The 17294-nt window shown below is 65.4% G+C and carries 13 protein-coding genes; 4 read left to right on the forward strand and 9 right to left on the reverse strand.

Going from position 1 to position 17294, the window contains the following annotated elements:
* The first annotated feature begins 129 nt into the window (after positions 1 to 129).
* Complete coding sequence (locus tag AWJ14_RS20585; RefSeq protein ID WP_066184027.1) at positions 130 to 1017, forward strand: YicC/YloC family endoribonuclease; 888 nt, start codon at positions 130 to 132, stop codon at positions 1015 to 1017.
* 2 nt (positions 1018 to 1019) lie between these two features.
* Positions 1020 to 1676: a guanylate kinase gene (gmk, locus tag AWJ14_RS20590; RefSeq protein ID WP_066184029.1), complete on the forward strand. Its 657-nt coding sequence runs from the start codon at positions 1020 to 1022 to the stop codon at positions 1674 to 1676.
* A gap of 149 nt (positions 1677 to 1825) precedes the next feature.
* Here gmk and AWJ14_RS20595 read toward each other — a convergent pair whose 3' ends face one another.
* The 7 genes from AWJ14_RS20595 to AWJ14_RS20625 all read right to left on the reverse strand — a co-directional run bounded on the left by AWJ14_RS20595 (position 1826) and on the right by AWJ14_RS20625 (position 10542).
* Positions 1826 to 2794, reverse strand: a complete 969-nt coding sequence (locus AWJ14_RS20595; protein WP_066184032.1) for a threonine dehydratase — start codon at positions 2792 to 2794, stop codon at positions 1826 to 1828.
* Between the two features lie 136 nt (positions 2795 to 2930).
* Positions 2931 to 3764, reverse strand: a complete 834-nt coding sequence (rsmA, locus tag AWJ14_RS20600) for a 16S rRNA (adenine(1518)-N(6)/adenine(1519)-N(6))-dimethyltransferase RsmA (RefSeq protein ID WP_066184035.1) — start codon at positions 3762 to 3764, stop codon at positions 2931 to 2933.
* Positions 3764 to 4807: a 4-hydroxythreonine-4-phosphate dehydrogenase PdxA gene (pdxA, locus tag AWJ14_RS20605; RefSeq protein WP_066184195.1), complete on the reverse strand. Its 1044-nt coding sequence runs from the start codon at positions 4805 to 4807 to the stop codon at positions 3764 to 3766. The genes rsmA and pdxA overlap by 1 nt, the downstream gene beginning before the upstream one ends.
* A gap of 13 nt (positions 4808 to 4820) precedes the next feature.
* Positions 4821 to 5762, reverse strand: a complete 942-nt coding sequence (locus AWJ14_RS20610) for a SurA N-terminal domain-containing protein (protein ID WP_066184038.1) — start codon at positions 5760 to 5762, stop codon at positions 4821 to 4823.
* Positions 5763 to 5893: 131 nt separating this feature from the next.
* Positions 5894 to 8194, reverse strand: a complete 2301-nt coding sequence (locus AWJ14_RS20615) for an LPS-assembly protein LptD (protein WP_083220400.1) — start codon at positions 8192 to 8194, stop codon at positions 5894 to 5896.
* Positions 8195 to 8257: 63 nt separating this feature from the next.
* Positions 8258 to 9346 (reverse strand): LPS export ABC transporter permease LptG, encoded by a 1089-nt coding sequence (gene lptG / locus AWJ14_RS20620; RefSeq protein WP_066184044.1) that lies wholly within the window; start codon positions 9344 to 9346, stop codon positions 8258 to 8260.
* Positions 9343 to 10542: an LptF/LptG family permease gene (locus tag AWJ14_RS20625; RefSeq protein ID WP_066184047.1), complete on the reverse strand. Its 1200-nt coding sequence runs from the start codon at positions 10540 to 10542 to the stop codon at positions 9343 to 9345. Before AWJ14_RS20625 ends, lptG begins: the two co-directional genes overlap by 4 nt.
* 349 nt (positions 10543 to 10891) lie before the next feature.
* Here AWJ14_RS20625 and AWJ14_RS20630 point away from each other — a divergent pair, with 349 nt between their 5' ends.
* Entirely contained in the window at positions 10892 to 12382 is a 1491-nt protein-coding gene (locus tag AWJ14_RS20630; protein ID WP_066184050.1) for a leucyl aminopeptidase, read from the forward strand.
* A 5-nt stretch (positions 12383 to 12387) separates the two neighbouring features.
* Positions 12388 to 12837: a DNA polymerase III subunit chi gene (locus AWJ14_RS20635; RefSeq protein ID WP_066184053.1), complete on the forward strand. Its 450-nt coding sequence runs from the start codon at positions 12388 to 12390 to the stop codon at positions 12835 to 12837.
* A gap of 92 nt (positions 12838 to 12929) precedes the next feature.
* Here the strand turns inward: AWJ14_RS20635 and AWJ14_RS20640 are convergent, their stop codons facing one another.
* Together AWJ14_RS20640 and AWJ14_RS20645 are read right to left on the reverse strand one after the other, a co-directional pair.
* On the reverse strand, positions 12930 to 14750 hold the full coding sequence (locus AWJ14_RS20640) for a methyl-accepting chemotaxis protein (RefSeq protein ID WP_066184056.1): 1821 nt from the start codon (positions 14748 to 14750) through the stop codon (positions 12930 to 12932).
* Positions 14751 to 15189: 439 nt separating this feature from the next.
* Positions 15190 to 16983 (reverse strand): methyl-accepting chemotaxis protein, encoded by a 1794-nt coding sequence (locus tag AWJ14_RS20645; RefSeq protein ID WP_066184059.1) that lies wholly within the window; start codon positions 16981 to 16983, stop codon positions 15190 to 15192.
* Positions 16984 to 17294 lie beyond the last annotated feature (311 nt).

The raw sequence follows: 17294 nt of genomic DNA on the forward strand, positions 1-17294 counted from the left end.
CCGGGGGAGGCGCGGGACACAAGACCCGCGCCGTGGCAAGACCGGCCGGCCGCTTGGCCGGCTGAAGAACGCAAAGGGTCCCGTCGGGCGCGCCATCTTGGCATGCGCGGGACACCACAAGGGGGTGGCATGGCTGTTCAGTCGATGACGGGGTTCGCGCGCCATGAGGGCGAGGTGCAGGGCTGCCGGTTTGTCTGGGAACTCCGCTCGGTCAACGGCAAGAATCTCGACGTGCGGCTGCGGCTGCCGCAGGGCTTCGAGGCGCTGGAGCAGCCGGTGCGCAAGGCCGCGGCAGCCGCCTTCGCCCGCGGCAATATCCAGGTGTCTTTGTCGGTCAGCGCCGTGGCCTCGGCGGTGGAGGCGGTGGTCAACGAGGCGGCGCTCGAGGCGGTGATCGATCTCGTCGCCCGGCTGGCGGACCGCGTCGATGCGCGCAAGCCGGCGCTCGACGGTCTGCTGAACATCAAGGGCGTGCTCGAATTCCGCGATCCCGAACTGAGCGAGACCGACCGCGAGGGGCGCGACCGCGCGGTGCTGGGCGGGTTTCTCGCCGCCGTCGAAGGGCTCAAGGCGATGCGGCAGGCCGAGGGCGCAGCCCTTGCCGCGGTGCTTGGCCGGCAGGTGAACGAGATCGAGCGGCTTACGCTCAAGGTCGAGGCCGATCCGTCGCGCTCGCCGGAGGCGATCCGCGCGCGGCTGGCCCAGCAGGTGGCGGCGCTGATGGACACCGGCGCCGGGCTCGACCGCGACCGGCTGCACATGGAGGCGGCGCTGCTTGCCACCAAGGCCGACCTGAGAGAGGAAATCGACCGCCTCAAGGCCCATGTCGCGGCCGCCCGGTCGCTGCTTGCGGGCGAGGGCGGCGCGGGCCGCAGGCTGGATTTCCTCGCGCAGGAATTCAATCGCGAAACCAATACCATATGCTCGAAATCGAATGCCGCGTCGGTCACCGCAATAGGTCTTGATTTGAAGGTCCTGATAGACCAGTTTCGCGAGCAAGTTCAAAATCTGGAGTAGCGATGAGTCAGCCGCCCGCCCATCTTCCCTCGTCCCGCATCAAGCGGCGCGGCCTCATGCTGGTGATCTCCTCACCCTCGGGCGCCGGCAAGTCCACCATCGCCCGAAACCTGCTAGAACATGACGACGGGCTCAGCCTGTCGGTGAGCGTGACCACCCGCCCGCGCCGCGGCAGCGAGATCGGGGGCGTGCACTACCATTTCAAGACGCAGAAGGAATTCGAGCGCATGCGCGATTCCGAATCGCTGCTGGAATGGGCCGAGGTGCACGGCAATTTCTACGGCACGCCGCGCGAGGCCGCCGAAGTGGCGATGGCCGAAGGGCGCGACATGCTGTTCGACATCGACTGGCAGGGCGCGCAGCAGCTGCAGGAAAAGATGAGCGCCGACGTGGTCTCGATCTTCATCCTGCCGCCGTCGATGGAGGAACTGCGCGCGCGCCTGCACCGCCGCGCCGAAGATTCCGACGAGGTGATCGAACAGCGCCTCGCCAATGCCCGCTCGGAAATCGAGCACTGGCGCGAATATGATTACGTCGTCGTCAATGACGATCTCGACCGCGCCTTCTCCGCCGTGCGCGCCATCGTTCAGGCCGAACGCCTGCGCCGCGACCGCCGCCCCGGCCTGTTCGATTTCGTCCAGGGCCTGCTCGACGGCTAACGCGGCCCTGCCGTCTTGGCACTACCGGGTGATGCTTCAGCCTTGAGGCGAGGCGTGTGCGCTCGCTGGCGCGCCACGTCTGTGCGGCGGGCCCGGTGTTCCGGCTGATGCGGCAGTCCGCGCGCGACCGGTGCGGGACGCCTCCGCCTTCAGGGCGCCGGGGTGCCGCCCTGCAGGACCGTCACGAACTTGTCGGTGTCGATATTGCCGCCGCACAGGATCACGCCCACGCGCTTGCCCTGCATCCGTTCCTTTTCCTGAAGGAGCGCCGCCAGCGGTGCTGCACCCGCACCTTCGGCCAAATTGTGCGAAGAGCGGAAATAGATGCGGATTGCCTCCGCCACCTCGGCGTCGCTGACGGCGACGATCCGTTCCGCGCCGGCCGCATAGATCTCGAAAGCTTCCCGGACCGGCACCCGCACGGCCATGCCGTCGGCGAAGGTGCGCGCGCTCCCGGTCTCGACCAGCCGCCCGGCCTCGACCGAGAGTTTTGCGGCCTGGGCCTCTGTCGAAACCACGCCGACGACCCTGGTCTTGAGGCCCAGCGCATCGCGCACGGAGATCACGCCGCAGATCCCGGAGCCGCAGCCGATCGGCACATAGACGGTGTCGAGGTTCTGGACTGCGGAGAAGAGCTCAAAGGCATAGCTTGCCACACCGCGCACCAGTTCGCGGTGGAACGGCGGCACGACGGCCAGGCCTTCCGCCTCGGCCACCCGCATCGCCTCGACCCGCGCCTCGTCGAAATCCTGGCCGAACACGATCACCTCGGCGCCAAAAGCGCGCATCGCCGCGTTCTTTTCTGCCGAATTGCCTTCGGGCACATAGATCTTCGCCGCAAGGCCCGCGGCGGTGGCCGCCCGCGCCTGGCTCTGGCCGTGATTGCCGCGGGTGGCTGTGCAGATGCCGCGGATCGCCGGGCGCTCCCGCCTGAGCCAGTCGATGAAGGTGATGCCGCCGCGCACCTTGAAGGCGCCGGTCGGCGTGTGGTTCTCGTGCTTGACGAAGGTCTCGACGCCGAGTTCGCGGTTGATCAGCGGCCAGCTGTATTGCGGTGTCGCCGGCATGTGCCGGTGCACAAGCGCCGTGGCGGCTTCGATTTCGTCAAGGCTGAACATCTGTCGCGCACTCCTTTTGCCGGCGTCGAGACTAACCGGGTCTGGCGCGATTTCCTATGCGGATTCCCGGCAGACTGTCGCAAATTTCAGCGGACCAAGCCCTGAAGCGTGGCGGGGCAGACCCGCCTCGGGCGCGCTACAGCGCCTGCGCCAGCGCGCAGAATTCGGCGACGCTCAGCGTCTCGGCGCGGCGGGTGGGATCGATCCCGACGCGATCGAGCAGGGCTTCCCCGCCGAGCGGCTTGAGGCTCTGGCGCAGCATCTTGCGGCGCTGGCCGAAGGCAGCGTGGGTCACGCGTTCGAGGCGGTCGAGATCGCAGGCGAGCCGCTCGGCAAGCGGCGTGAGCTGCACCACGCTGGAGGTGACCTTGGGCGGCGGCGTAAAGGCCTGCGGCGGCACGTCGAACAGGATCTCGCTGCGGGTGAGCCAGCCGGCCAGCACGCCGAGCCGGCCGTAATGGTTCGATCCCGGGGCGGCGACGATGCGTTGGCCCACTTCCTTCTGGAACATCAGCGTCATCGAGGTCCAGAACGGGGCGTCCGGGTTTGCCGTGAGCCAGTTGATCAGAAGCTGGGTGCCGACATTGTAGGGCAGGTTGGCGACGATCTTGGCGGGCGTGCCCCGGGCGCGTGCGGCAAGATCGGTTTCGAGTGCGTCGCCCTCGACCACCTCGAGCCGGCCGGGATAGCGCGCCGAAATCTCCGAAAGGATCGGCAGGCAGCGCGGATCACGTTCGACGGCGATCACGCGTTCCGCCCCCTGCGCCAGCAGCGCCCGCGTGAGCCCGCCTGGGCCGGGGCCGATCTCGAACACGGTGAAGCCGTCGAGCGGACCGGCGGAGCGGGCGATCTTGGCGGTCAGGTTCAGGTCGAACAGGAAGTTCTGCCCGAGCGCCTTGCGCGGCGCGAGCCCGTGCGCCTCGACCACGGCGCGCAGCGGCGGCAGATCGTCGGCGGGGGGCAGGGCCATCAGGCGGCGCTCGCGCGGCTGGCCGCTTCGGTCTGCGCCATCCGGTCGGCGAGCTTCAGCGCCGCCACCAGGCTGTCGGCCCGCGCTTCCCCCTTGCCGGCAAGCGCGAAGGCGGTGCCGTGGTCGGGCGAGGTGCGGATGAAGGGCAGCCCCAGCGTGGCGTTGACCGAATCGTGGAACCCGAGCGTTTTTGCCGGGATCAGTGCCTGGTCGTGATACATGCAGATCGCCGCATCGTAGCCGGCGCGCGCCTCGGCATGGAACATGGTGTCGGCGGGCAGCGGGCCGAAGGCATCGATACCCTCCGCCCGCAACGCCGCAACCGCAGGCGCGACGATGGCCGCGTCTTCCGAACCGAGCGCGCCGTCCTCGCCCGCATGCGGATTGAGGCCGGAGACCGCGATGCGCGGGGCGGCAAGGCCGAAACGGCTGATGAGGTCACGCGCCATGATCCGGCCGGTCTCAACGATCGCCTCGGTGGTGAGCACCTTGGGCACGGTGCTGAGCGGAATGTGGATCGTCACCGGCGCCACCCGGAGTTCGGGCCCGGCAAGCAGCATCACCGGCAGCGGCGGTTCGTTCGGCGTGCCGGCGGCCTCGCCCGCCAGATGGGCGAGATATTCGGTATGGCCGGGAAAGCCGAAACCGGAAGCATAAAGCACCGATTTGGCGATCGGATTGGTCACCACCGCGCGGGCGCGCCCGCCAAGCGTAAACTCCACCGCAAGCCGGATCGCCTCGATGATGGCACTGGCATTGGCGGGATCGGGGGCGCCGGGGCGGGCCGGGGCGGCGAGCGGAACCGGGACGACGGGCAGGGCGGTGGCGAAGCGGGCGGCGGCCGCTTCGGGCGCCGTCTCCGTGAGCGCCACGTCGAGGCCGAGCAGGGCCGCGCGCTCGGCGAGCATCTGCATGTCGCCGATCACGAAGAAGGCGGGCAGGTCGAGCCGGACGCGATGGCTCCAGGCCCAGAGGGCGAGGTCCGGCCCGATCCCGGCGGGATCGCCCATGCTCAGGGCCAGGGCGCGGCCGTTCCCGCTCATGTCGGAGGACATCCTATTTGTTGGCAATGACGGCGCGCCGGCGAAGCTCCTCGAGGTGCTTCTTGGCGGCTTCGGATTCGCCGGCACTGTCGTTCTCGGAGCGGAACACCATCTCGGCGGCCTTGTCGTCGGAGACCGTCTTGGCCGAGCAGATGACGATGAACTCGACGCCGCGCTCGGTGATCCGGGCGGGGGTCGCCGAGCCGGCCTTGGTCTTCTCGATCAGCGACTTCCATTCTGCCGGCAATTGCGGCTGCATGATGCGGCCGAGCTGGCGCAGCGTCACGTCGCGCAGGCCGCCGATCACCGACGCGGCGTTGTCGCAGCCCTGATAGCGTCCGCGCAGCTGGTCGGCCTCGCGCTTGCGGGCGTTGAGCGTGGCGTTCGACCGCTTGTTGGCGGGCACCACGAAGATCACCTGCTGGAGAATGTATTCGGTGGTGGTGGGCTTGTCCTGGCCGCGTTCGAGCATCTTCGAGACCAGGTCCTGGGTCGACATGCCGCTGCCGCCGCGTCCGCCCAGCGCCTGCGCAACCCGGCCCCAGCTCATCTGCACCTGGATGTAGCGCTTGAAGTGCTTCGGGGTCACGCCGGCCTGGTTGAGGATCTGGGTGAGCTGGCTGGTGGAGAGATTGTTGGAGCGGGCGAACCGCTCGAAGGCGGCCTCGACCTCGCCATCGGAGGCAAGCAGGCGCACGCGGGCGGCTTCCTGGCCCTTGATCGCTTCCTCGACCAGCTGGTCGCGGGCCTTCGTGTTCAGGTCACCACCGGCGCGCTGCAGCCTGAGGAAGGCGACACGGCGGGCGATATCGACGCTGGTGATGGCCTGGTTGTTGACCACGATCTTGATTTCGCTCGCGGCCTGGGCGGGCTGCGCCGAAAACGGCGCCGGCGCAAAAGCGAGGGCCGCAACGATCAGCAAACCGGTGAAGCGAAAGATCGCGGGAAAATGCATGCGTCCAGATCCTCTGGTTCAGGTGAAGGCGATGTCGCCAGTTTCTCAAATCCGAAGCCGTCCGTAAATGCCAGCCCGATACGGCGAAATAGAGGCACCACCGGGCTGGCGGCGCCTTGACGGGCCGTGTGTCAGAAGCTGGGCTTGAGCAGCGGGCTGGAGACGTCTCCCTGTTCGAACCCGGCAAGCGTGCGGAAACTCAGGCGGGCGCCGACCTTCCAGTCCCGGGCATTGACATCGTAATCGTCGCGGGTGTGCTCGTAGGCCAGGGAGAAGGCGAAGCAATCGTCTTCGTAGAGCAGGGCAAACGCGCTGCGATTGAACTTCTCGTCTTCGAGGTCATAGCTCGCCGATCCCGCCACGCTCCAGTATTCATGCAGCTTCACGGTGGCCCGCCCGGTGACCTCGCGGCGGTCGAGCTCGGAAAATGTATTGGGCCGCGGCGCCTTGATCTCGCTGTAGGTCATCGAGGTCGTCACCCGGCCGAGATTGAGCCCGGCGCGCACATCGGAGCGCTCCAGCCGGAAATCGTCCTTGTCGAAGCGCGCGGAGGTGGCGAGGGAGAAGCCCTTGTAGGCACCGCCCACCATGCCGACCACGTCGGAGACGTCCTCTTCGAGCCCGGAATGGCGCGTCGCCTGCGACAGGTCCGGGGTGGCGAAGGAGTTGAGGCCGGCGAGATGGTAGCTCTGGCCGAACACCGCCTGGGTGGTGAAGCCGCTGTCGAAACGGCCGGTATAGCGCAGTCCGACATTGGCGCGCACGCCGCCTTCGGCGCGGTCGTAGCCGCTGAACTTGTCACGCTCGAACAGCGAGGTCGCGTCGAACACGAAGCTTTGCGCGTCCTCGTTGGGAATGCCGCCCGCCAACTGCTCGTCGGGGCGCACGAACACCTGCGCCACCGGTTCGAACACGTGGGTCGAGCCGGCGCCCGTCACCAGCACCGGGTAGCTCGTCTCCAGGCCGGCGGTGACCATGCCGCGGGCATGGGTGCCGTTTCCGGCGAAGGTGCCGTTGTAGTCGGTGGGAGCGGTGTCGACATCGACCGAATTGACGTCGCCGCGTGCCGCCAGGATCGGGGTCACTCGCAGGCCGTTCATCGCGGTGAAGGTGCGCTTCCATTCGAGTTCGGCGCTCAGCCGGGAATTCGAGCCGGCAAAACCCTTGTACCGATCCGGGTATGACAGATCATCTCCGGCAAGTATTCGCTTGCCGATATCGTCGGCCTTGCGCGACAGCGCATAGCCGTTCATGCCGAATGTCAGTTCACCGCCGGCCACCGGTTCGCTGAAGGTGCGGCGATAGTCGAGCGAGGGGTGAACCTCGGCCTGCTGGCGCTCGGCGATCTTGGATCCGTTGGCGGTCTGGATATCGAACCGGTAGGCACGCAGGTCGAACAGGCTGCGGTTGGAGGTTCCCGACAGATAGACCTCGGACTTGACCGTGCTCGCGCCGTAGCCTTCGATGCCGTAGGTCCGCGAGAAATTGTTGTCGGACTGGATCATGGCGTTCCAGCCGAAGACCCAGCGCGGATTGATCCGGAAGCGGCCGGTCGAGCCGATCATGCCGCGCCGGGTTGCGAGCGCGTCGGCCGTGCCTGCCTTGAATTCTCTCGGGTCGCTCTGGGAGATGCCGGCCATCCGCAGGGTCACTTCGCCATTGGCGAAATTGCGCCGGAACTCGGCTTCGCCGAGAAAGCCCTGCTTGGTGTAGCCGGTCGCGGAGAAGGTGGCGTCCATATAGGGCGAAATGACGAGGTAGTAGGGCACCTTGACGCTGTGGCCGAGCGTGTCGGACGAACTGTAGCTCGGCGTCAGGAAGCCTGATTTGCGCTTCGCGGTGGAATCGGGAACCTCGAGATAGGGCAGGTAGGCGATCGGCATGCCGAACAGCTCGAAGGTCGCCTGTTCCATCCGGATCGTCTTGGTCTCGCCGTTCTGGATCACGCGCTTGGCCTTGACCTGCCAGAACGGCGCCTTCTCGGGATTTTTCGCGCAAGGCTCGCAGGCCGTGTAGACGCCGTTGTTGAAGGTCGTCATCGTGGCGCTGCTGCGCTCGGCGCTTTCGGCGGCGAGGCGGGTGTTGTCGGTGGTCTCGATCCTGAGCGCGTTGAGGAAGCCGTCGGAGAACGTGTCGGTGACATCGAGGTCGTCGGCATAGATGCGGTTGCCGGTGGGCTCGAGCATCTCCACCGAGCCGCTGGCTTTGACGCGGCCGCTGGTCTGGTCGTATTCGACGCGGTCGGCGACGAGCTTGTAATTGCCGTAATCGATCTGCACGCCGCCGGTGGCGACCACGACGCCGGTGTCGTTGTTGTAGGTCAGTTCGTCGGCCGCCAGCAGCATCTTCGCGCCCTCGGGCACGCTCACGTCGCTCGGCACCGCGATCTGCGCGGCGGCCTGCGGGGTTGCAAAGACCAACATCGCGCACATTGCCGCGCCAGCGCTCAAGACGCTAGCCAACGCATAAACTCTCGACCGGCGCACACCTGCCAACTACCCATCCTCCTTGTGGAGAAGCACTGTCGTCCCCAACGCCGATGCGACCACGACCGGAAGCCAGGCCGCGACCACAGGCGGAATGGTCCCGGCATTCGCAAATGCCTGGATCAATTCGGATACGACATAAAGCACGAAGCCCGCGAGGATGCCACCCAGAATGGCCGTCAAAGATTGGCCAAAGCGAACAAATTTGAGCGAAACCATGGCCGCGATCAGCGTCATCGCCGCCAAAAGCGCCGGCTGGGCCAGCAAACGGTGGAATTGCATCTCGTAACTGGTCGCCGGAAGCCCAAAAGACTTCGCTGTGGCAATTTTCCCACCAAGCTCGAAAAACGGAACGGTCTCGGCGGAAGTCAGTGATTCGCCAACGAATTCAGCCTTCAGATTGGTCGGAACCGTGGCCGAATCGAGGCTCTCGACCGGCTCCGAGCGGCGGATCCGCTTGACCCCGGTCAGCTCCCACACGCCGTCGCCCAGGACCGCGCTCTCGGCCTCCAGCCGTTCGCGGATCCGCTGGTCCTTGTCGAACAGGAAGAAGGTCGCGTCCGACAGCCGCGTGCCGCCGTCCGAGGTCGCCCGGGCGCCGAGCACGGTATCGCCCTCGGCGGTCCGCTGCCGCAGCCACGGCGCGCCCGAATCCGTCTGCCGAGAGCCCAGATTGCGCTCGACAACGATGCTTTCGGCCGTCTGCAGCGCATAGGCGGCGAAGGTGTTGAGCGCGGTGATCGACAGCGCGCCGATCAGCAGGTTGGCGGCGATCAGCGGCGCCAGGAACTGCCAGGCCGACACGCCAGCCGCGCGGGTGACCACGAGCTCGTATTTGCGATTGAGCTGCAGAAGCGTGGCGATCGAGGCGATCAGCACCACGAAGGGAATCAGCGCCTGCAGAACGGTCGGCACCCGCAGCAGCGAGATCAGCAGTCCGAGCGCAACCGTGTAGTCCTCCGACACCGACAGCCGCCGGCCGGATTCGTTGAAATCCACCAGAAAGATCAGGAACAGGATCGCCAGGCAGTAGGAGGCGAAGGTCACCATGTAGCGCCGGAAAAAATAGCGCGAAAGCGTCTGGACCAGGAAGCTCATGCCGGCGGACCGTCCGGTGCGGCATCATTGTCGCCCCGCCGGCGCTGGAACTGGGCGGCGACGAGATCGAACAGCCGGGCATTGACCCGCGCCCAGCCGCGCGGAATCGTCAGCGCCTTGCCGGTCAGGGCAAGATAGCCGAACACCACGATCATCGTCAGCGGGATGCCGTAGGTCAGGTATTCGAGCAGTTTGCTGGAGCCCGCCTCGTCGGCGCTGTAGAATCCGAAGCCGCGCGCGCTGATGGTGATCGCCGCGACGATGGCGATGTTCTGGAACTGCTCGTTGCGGTTGGAGCGCGCCTTGCCGAGAAAGACGAAGGAGACCAGGCCGAAGGAGAGCGGATAGAGCCAGGTGGAAAACCGCTCCGTCAGCTCCTGCTTGATGATGAAGGGCGCGTTCTTGACGTAGTAGTCGTCGGCGTCCGGGGCGAGCAGATAGGAGGTCTCGCGCTCCTTGGGCCGTCGCACGGCCGCCTGGCCGGCGGGCACGAAGGCAGCCATGTCGAGCGCATAGGAGGTGAAGGTGACGACCGAGATCTGGTTGTTGGTGAGGTTGCGCTGCTGCAGTTCTCCATCGACCAGGTAGAGAATGCGCTTGTCGCCGGAGGTCCGGATCACGCCGCTGCGGGCGTAATAGATGGTCTCGTTGCCCTCGGTGCGGGAATCGGCGAGGAAGATGCCGCCGAGTTCACCGCCGGGCAGCTTCTCGTTGACCTGCACATAGAGCCCGTCCTCGAGCTGCATGAAGGTGCCCGAGCGCACCGCGACCGAAAACAGGTCGGATTGCGCCTGCGCGAGCACGTCGTAGAGCTTGCGGTTCGACCACGGTTCGACGAAATGGCTCAGCAGCAGCACCATGATCGAGCCGACCACCGACAGGACCATCACCGGCTTGAGCACGGTGGCGGGCGTGACGCCAGCGGCTTCCACCACCACGAGCTCGCTGTCGGCATTCATGCCCGACAGCACCTGGCTCACGCCGATCAGCACCGCAAAGGGCGTGACGATCGCCAGCACCGAGGGGATCAGCGTGGCCGCGAGCATCATGAAGGCGCCGAGCGCCTGCCCGGTGGTGGTCAGAACGTCGACGCGGATCAGCACCTGCGTGGTCATCACCAGCAGCGTGACCGAGGTCAGCGACCAGAACGACAACAGGCACATGCGGCGCAGGATGTAACGTTCGATTTGCTTCATTGCGCCTTTCCGGGGGCAACTGGCGGATCACGCCGGGGCTTGCGTGATGCGGTGGGTGCTCTTGGAACACGGGCAGCATGCACGGAGCTTACTAAAACACAAATTGGATAATCTGTGGCAAACAAACGCGGTTAACCGATTCTTGCGAGCCTGTCCCGCAAATGCCATAGTGCCCGCCGCGCAAGGGTTGCCGCACACGGGCCTGTCCGCGCGATGTGCCGCGGGTGACCCGTTTCGGGTCGGGCAGATCGCCCTTTCTCGTCACCAAACGCATATGGGCGCTTGCCTTCCGCCGCGAAAACGAGAACATCGGCGGCACAGAAAACCATGCCAATCCAGTGGAGCCGTCATGTCGATCAGCATTGAAATCAGTTTTTCCAAATCCGTGAAAGTCTCAGGAGGACTGGTTGTCGCCATGGGTTCGGCAGCCGCACCGGTTTCGGAGGCGGCAAAGACTGTGGATCCCGGCGGGCGTCTCGAAAAGGCGGCCCGGGTCGGCGAATTTGCCGGCAAGGCGTTCTCGACCCTCGACGTGGTGGCGCCGGCCGACGCGCCGGCCGACCGGATTGCGCTGGTGGGAACCGGCGACCCCGCCAAGCTTTCGGCCCATGACTGGCTGCGCATCGGCGGCAAGGTCTTCGCGCTTTCCGGCAAGGCAAGGAAGCTCACCGTGCTTCTGGGCGAGGGTGACGTGCCGTCGGTCGAGGCGGTGGCCGACATCGCGCTCGGGCTGTTGCTGCGCTCCTACAGCTTCGACGCCTACAAGACCAAGAAGGGCGACGATGACGAGAAGGAGCCGCGCAGCCTCGAGGTGGTGATCCAGCATGCCGACGCGGCCGGCTGCAAGAAGGCCTTCGCGTCCCGTCAGGCCGTGGCGGAGGGGGTGACGCTGGCGCGCAACCTCGTCAACGAGCCCGCCAATGTGCTCGGCCCGGTGGAGTTCGCGGCCCGTGCCAAGGAACTCGAGGCGCTGGGCGTGACCGTCGAGATCCTGACCGAGAAGGAAATGAAGAAGCTCAGGATGGAGGCGCTGCTCGGCGTCTCGCTCGGTTCGGTCAGGCCGCCGCGGCTCGCGGTGATGCGCTGGCAGGGCGCCAAGGCCAAGGACAAGCCGGTGGCCTTCGTCGGCAAGGGCGTGGTGTTCGACACCGGCGGCATCTCGATCAAGCCCGCCGCCGGCATGGAAGACATGAAGGGCGACATGGGCGGCGCCGCCGCGGTCACCGGGCTCATGCATGTGCTCGCCGCGCGCAAGGCCAAGGTCAATGCCGTGGGCATCATCGGGCTCGTTGAAAACATGCCCGACGGCGCCGCCCAGCGGCCCGGCGACATCGTCCGCTCGATGTCGGGCCAGACAATCGAGGTCATCAACACCGACGCCGAAGGCCGGCTGGTGCTGTGCGACGCGCTCACCTATTGCCAGGAAAAGTTCGATCCGGCGATCATGATCAACCTGGCGACGCTGACCGGCGCGGTCATGGTCGCGCTCGGCCAGCACCATGCCGGCCTGTTCTCCAACAATGACGAGCTTTCCCAGGCCCTGACAAGGGCGGGGGAGGTGACCGAGGAGCGGGTCTGGCGGCTGCCGCTCAGCGCCGATTACGACAAGATGATCGATTCCAAGTTCGCCGACATGAAGAACACCGGCGGCCGCTATGCCGGCTCGATCACCGCCGCGCAGTTCCTCAAGCGCTTCGTCAAGGATACGACCCCCTGGGCGCATCTCGACATCGCCGGCACCGCCATGGGCTCGCCCTCGACCGACATCAACCAGTCCTGGGCCTCCGGTTACGGTGTCCGGCTGCTCGACGAGCTGGTGCGCGCCAACTACGAAGGCTAGCTCCGGTGGCCGAGGTCCTGTTCTACCACCTGACGGAATCGCGGCTCGAGGACGCGTTGCCGCCGTTGCTCGAGAAGAGCCTCGAGCGCGGCTGGCGCGTGTCGGTGCATCTGGGCAGCGAGGAGCGCTGTTCCGCCCTCGACAATCATCTGTGGACCTATCGCGAGGACAGTTTCCTGCCGCATGGCGTGGCGCAGGGGCCGCATGCGACGCGCCAGCCGGTGCTTCTGACGCAAGCGCCGGAGGCCGCCAACGGCGCCACCGTGCGCTTCGTGGCCGACAGCGCCGAGATCCCCGATCTCGACGGGGTCGAGCGCCTGGTGATGATGTTCGACGGCCATGACCAGATCCAGCTCGACGCCGCCCGGCGGCAGTGGAAGGAGCTCAAGTCCGGCGGCCACACGCTCACCTACTGGCAGCAGACCCCCGACCGGCGCTGGCAGAAGAAGGCCTGAGCCGCGTCCCCGTTTCGCTCATGAAGAAGCCCGCGGAACCGGTGTTCCGCGGGCTTCTTTCTTCAGAACATGCCGTGCCGACGGCACGAGGATCAGAACTCTTCCCAGTCCGACATGTCGACGGCGGCATTGCCCTGGACGGCCGCGCGCTGCGGTGTGCGGGCCTGGGCCGGAACGGGGGCAGGGGGCGTCTGCCGGGGCGCGCGTGCGGCGCCGTTGGCGACCGCGACCGCGTGCCCGGCGGAACGGTCGGCGGTGCGGGCGGTGCTGCTGCCGGTCTTGAACCGCGACAGCAGCGAAAACAGCGAAGCCGCCTCCTGGGCCAGGTTGTGGCTCGCGGCGGTCGACTGTTCCACCATCGCCGCATTCTGCTGGTTGCCCTGGTCCATGGCGCCGATCGCGGTGTTGATCTCGTTGATTCCGGTCGCCTGTTCGCGCGAGCCGGTGACGATCGCCTGCACATTGGCATTGATCATCTGCACCTGCTCAACGATTTTGGCGAGCGCCTGTCCGGTTTCGCCGACCAGGGCCACGCCGCTTCTGACCTGGCCGCCCGAGGCGGTGATCAGGCCCTTGATTTCCTTGGCGGCGGTGGCGGTGCGCTGCGCCAGTTCCCGCACTTCCTGCGCGACCACGGCAAATCCGCGGCCGGCTTCGCCCGCGCGCGCCGCCTCGACCCCGGCATTGAGCGCGAGCAGGTTGGTCTGGAAGGCGATTTCGTCGATGACGTTGATGATGCTGGTGATGGATTTCGAGGAGGTCTCGATCTCGGCCATGGCTTGCACGGCGCGCTCGACCACCACGCCCGAATTCTCCGCGTCGCCTTTGGTCTTGGCGACCAGTTGGCCCGCTTCCTCGGCGCGCTGGCTCGAAGATGCGATCGCGCCGGTGATGTGCTCGATCGCCGCCGCCGATTCCTCGACCGAGGCCGCCTGGCTCTCCGTCCGCTTGGCAAGATCGTCCGCGGCCGTGCGGATTTCCTCCGCGCTCGCCGAAATGGTGCGCGCGTTCTCGGACACGGTCTCCATCGCGTCGCAGAGCTGGCGGTTGGCCTTGTTGAAATTGACCCTGAGCGGCTCCAGTGCGGGCAGGAACGACGTGCCGATCTGGATGGAGAGATCGCCGTCGGCCATCAGTTCGAGGCCGGTCGAAAGCTCTTCGACATTCTGGACCCGCTCGCTCACGTCGGTGGCGAACTTGACCACCTTGAAGACCCGGCCATTGACATCGAAGATCGGATTGTAGGTGGCCTGGATATGCACCTTGCGACCGCCCTTGCCGATGCGCAGGCATTCGGCGGAGACGAACTCGCCGGAGCCGAGCTTCCTCCATAAATCCTGATAGTCGCGGCTTTGCGCATAGGACGCTTCGCAGAACATCCGGTGGTGCTTGCCGACAATCTCGTCCGCGCTGTAGCCCATGGTCTGAAGGAAATTCTCGTTTGCCTTGATGATGCTGCCGTCCAGGTCGAATTCGATGACGGCCTGTGCGCGGTGAACGGCGGCCATGTTGCCGCGGTCCTCCGCCGACTTCCGCGTCTGGGCGGTGACGTCGGTCGCAAACTTCACCACCTTGTAGGGCTTGCCCCTGCGCATCACCGGATTGTAGGTCGCCTCGATCCAGATTTCCTTTCCGCTCTTGCCGATGCGCTTGTATTGCGACCGGTCGAATTCGCCCCGGCCGAGCTTCTTCCAGAAATCGGAATAGGCCTTTGTCCTGGCTTCATCCGGATCGACGAAAATGCTGTGATGCTTGCCCCTGATCTCCTCGAGCGAATAGCCGACCAGGTGACAGAAGCTGTCGGTGGCGGTGAGAATGTTGCCCTGGATGTCGAACTCGATGACGGCGAGCGACTTTCGCAGCGCATTGAGGATGTTGGCGTCGTCGGACGTGGGAAGAAAGTTGAGGTTCATGGTTTCGGCTCCAGCGATCGGTCAGGACGCGCATTTTCCCTCATGCCGCAAAGCCCATGCCCAACCTTCGGGTAACGGCAATCACGTTCCGGTGCCCGTTGGCACAGACGATCGCGATATGGATCGAAGCTCGCAGAACCGGGTGTCGGAAACGTTAATGGGAAATGCTAAAATACTGCGATTTCTGATGGTTAGGTGTCGGAAGTCAAGTTTCTGCGGCACTATGGTTTACGGTTTGCTTGGCGGCTATGGCAGCTTCTGGGTGCTGTGCTTTCCGGAAGGGGCATGGTGAGGCTCAGGGCCCTGCGGGTGGTGATCGTCCGTCCGCCGTCCGCATCGGAAAGCCCCGCGGGCGCGATGGCCTGCGGGGCTTCTCATGAGCGAGGTCGGGAGAGCCCGGGGCGGCCGCTTCAGGCCATCCGGCGGACGCTGCCGGGTCTCAGAACTCTTCCCAGTCAGACATGTCGACGGCGGCATTGCCCTGAACGGCGGCCCTTTGCGGGCGCGCCTGGGGTGCCTTGCGCTGGGCAACGGACGGAGCGTGCTGCGCCGAGCTTGCGACGAGCGCGGGTGCGGGTGCGCGGCCACTGCCGTTGGTCTTGAACTGCGAGACCAGCCTGAACAGCGAATCGGTCTGTTGCGCCAGGCTGTGGCTGGCGGCGGTGGATTGCTCGACCATCGCCGCATTTTGTTGCGTGCCCTGGTCCATGGCGTTGATGGCGGTGTTGATTTCGCCGAGCCCGGTCGACTGTTCGCGCGCGCCGGTGACGATGGCCGCGACATTGGTGTTGATCAACTGGACCTGCTCGACGATGTTGGCGAGCGCCTTGCCGGTTTCGTCGACCAGTCCCACGCCGCTCTTGACCTGGTTGCCCGACGCGGTGATCAGGCCCTTGATCTCCTTGGCGGCGGTGGCGGTGCGCTGCGCGAGTTCGCGCACTTCCTGGGCGACCACGGCAAAGCCGCGACCGGCTTCGCCCGCCCGCGCCGCCTCGACGCCGGCATTGAGCGCGAGCAGGTTGGTCTGGAAGGCGATCTCGTCGATCACGTTGATGATGTTGGTGATCGCCTTCGAGGAGTTTTCGATCTCGGCCATGGCGATGACGGCGCGTTCGACCACTTCCCCCGAGATTTCGGCGTCCTTCCTGGTCTTGGCGACCAGTTGGCCGGCTTCTTCCGCTCGCTGGCTGGAAGAGGTGATGGCGCCGGTGATTTCCTCGAGCGCTGCGGCGGATTCTTCGACCGAAGCGGCCTGGCGCTCCGTCCGCTTGGCCAGATCATCCGCGGCCGAGCGGATTTCGTCCGCATTGGCCGAAATGGTCCGGGCGTTCTCGGATACGGCTTCCATGGCATCGCAAAGCTGCTGGTTGGCCTTGTTGAAATGCACCCTGAGCGGCTCCAGCGCCTGCAGGAAGGGTTCATCGATGTGGACGGTCAGGTCGCCTCCGGCCATGCGCTCGAGGCCGCCCGAGAGCGTTTCGACATTGTTCACGCGCGCGGTCACGTCGGTGGCGAACTTGACCACCTTGAACACCCGGCCGTCGGCGTCGAAGATCGGATTGTAGGTTGCCTGGATGTAGACCTTGCGGCCACCCTTGCCGATGCGCAGGAATTCGTCGGATATGAATTCGCCCGAGCTCAGCTTCTTCCAGAATTGCTCGTACTCGGCGGTCTGCGTGTAAGTGCTGTTGCAGAACATGCGGTGGTGCTTTCCCGCGATTTCAGCCGCAGTGTAGCCGAGCGCGTTCAGGAAGTTCTCGTTGGCCGTGATGATGCTGCCATCGGGCCGAAACTCGATGATGGCCTGGGCGCGGTTGAGCGCGTTCATCTTCCCGCCATCTTCCATGGCCTTGATCTTCTGGGCGGTGATGTCGGTCGCGAACTTGACGACCTTGTAGGGTTTTCCGCCCCGCAGGATCGGATTGTAGGTGGCCTCGATCCAGACCTCCTTGCCACCCTTGCCGATCCGTTTGTACTGGGCCTTTTCGAAATTGCCATCGCCAAGCCGTTTCCAGAACGCCGTATAGGCGGGGGAGGCGGCCTCGGTCGGATCGACAAAGATGCGATGGTGCTTGCCTTTGATGTCGGCGAGGTCATAGCCCATGGCCTGGCAGAACGCCTCGTTGGCGGTCAGGACCGTCCCGCTCATGTCGAATTCGATCACGGCAAGGGATTTGCGCAGCGCGGTGACGATGTTGCGGTCGTCGGACGTCATGATGGTCTTGAAGCTCATTCTGGTTTCTCCGGCTTCGTGGCGACCACCTGTGCGTTGAAGACCGTTCTTCATTGCGCAGCGGTCCTTCGCGCCCGTCAGAATCGCCGGGCAAATCAACACTTTGTTCGAGATCAAAATTGCAAGCCCGGGTGTGTGAAACGTTAACGCGGGAACTGAAATGGCACTATGAGAAATCGGTAAAGTACCCCCAAATACTAGTAGTTTGCCAAGAAAACAGGCATTGCACGCGCTGGTTATGAAGCTTCTGGTTGAGTGTGTGAATAAAACCGTTAAAAAAAGACGCTGGCGTGTTTGGGAAATGTTAACCA

This window comes from Parahoeflea olei (assembly GCF_001703635.1).
Taxonomy (GTDB): domain Bacteria; phylum Pseudomonadota; class Alphaproteobacteria; order Rhizobiales; family Rhizobiaceae; genus Hoeflea; species Hoeflea olei.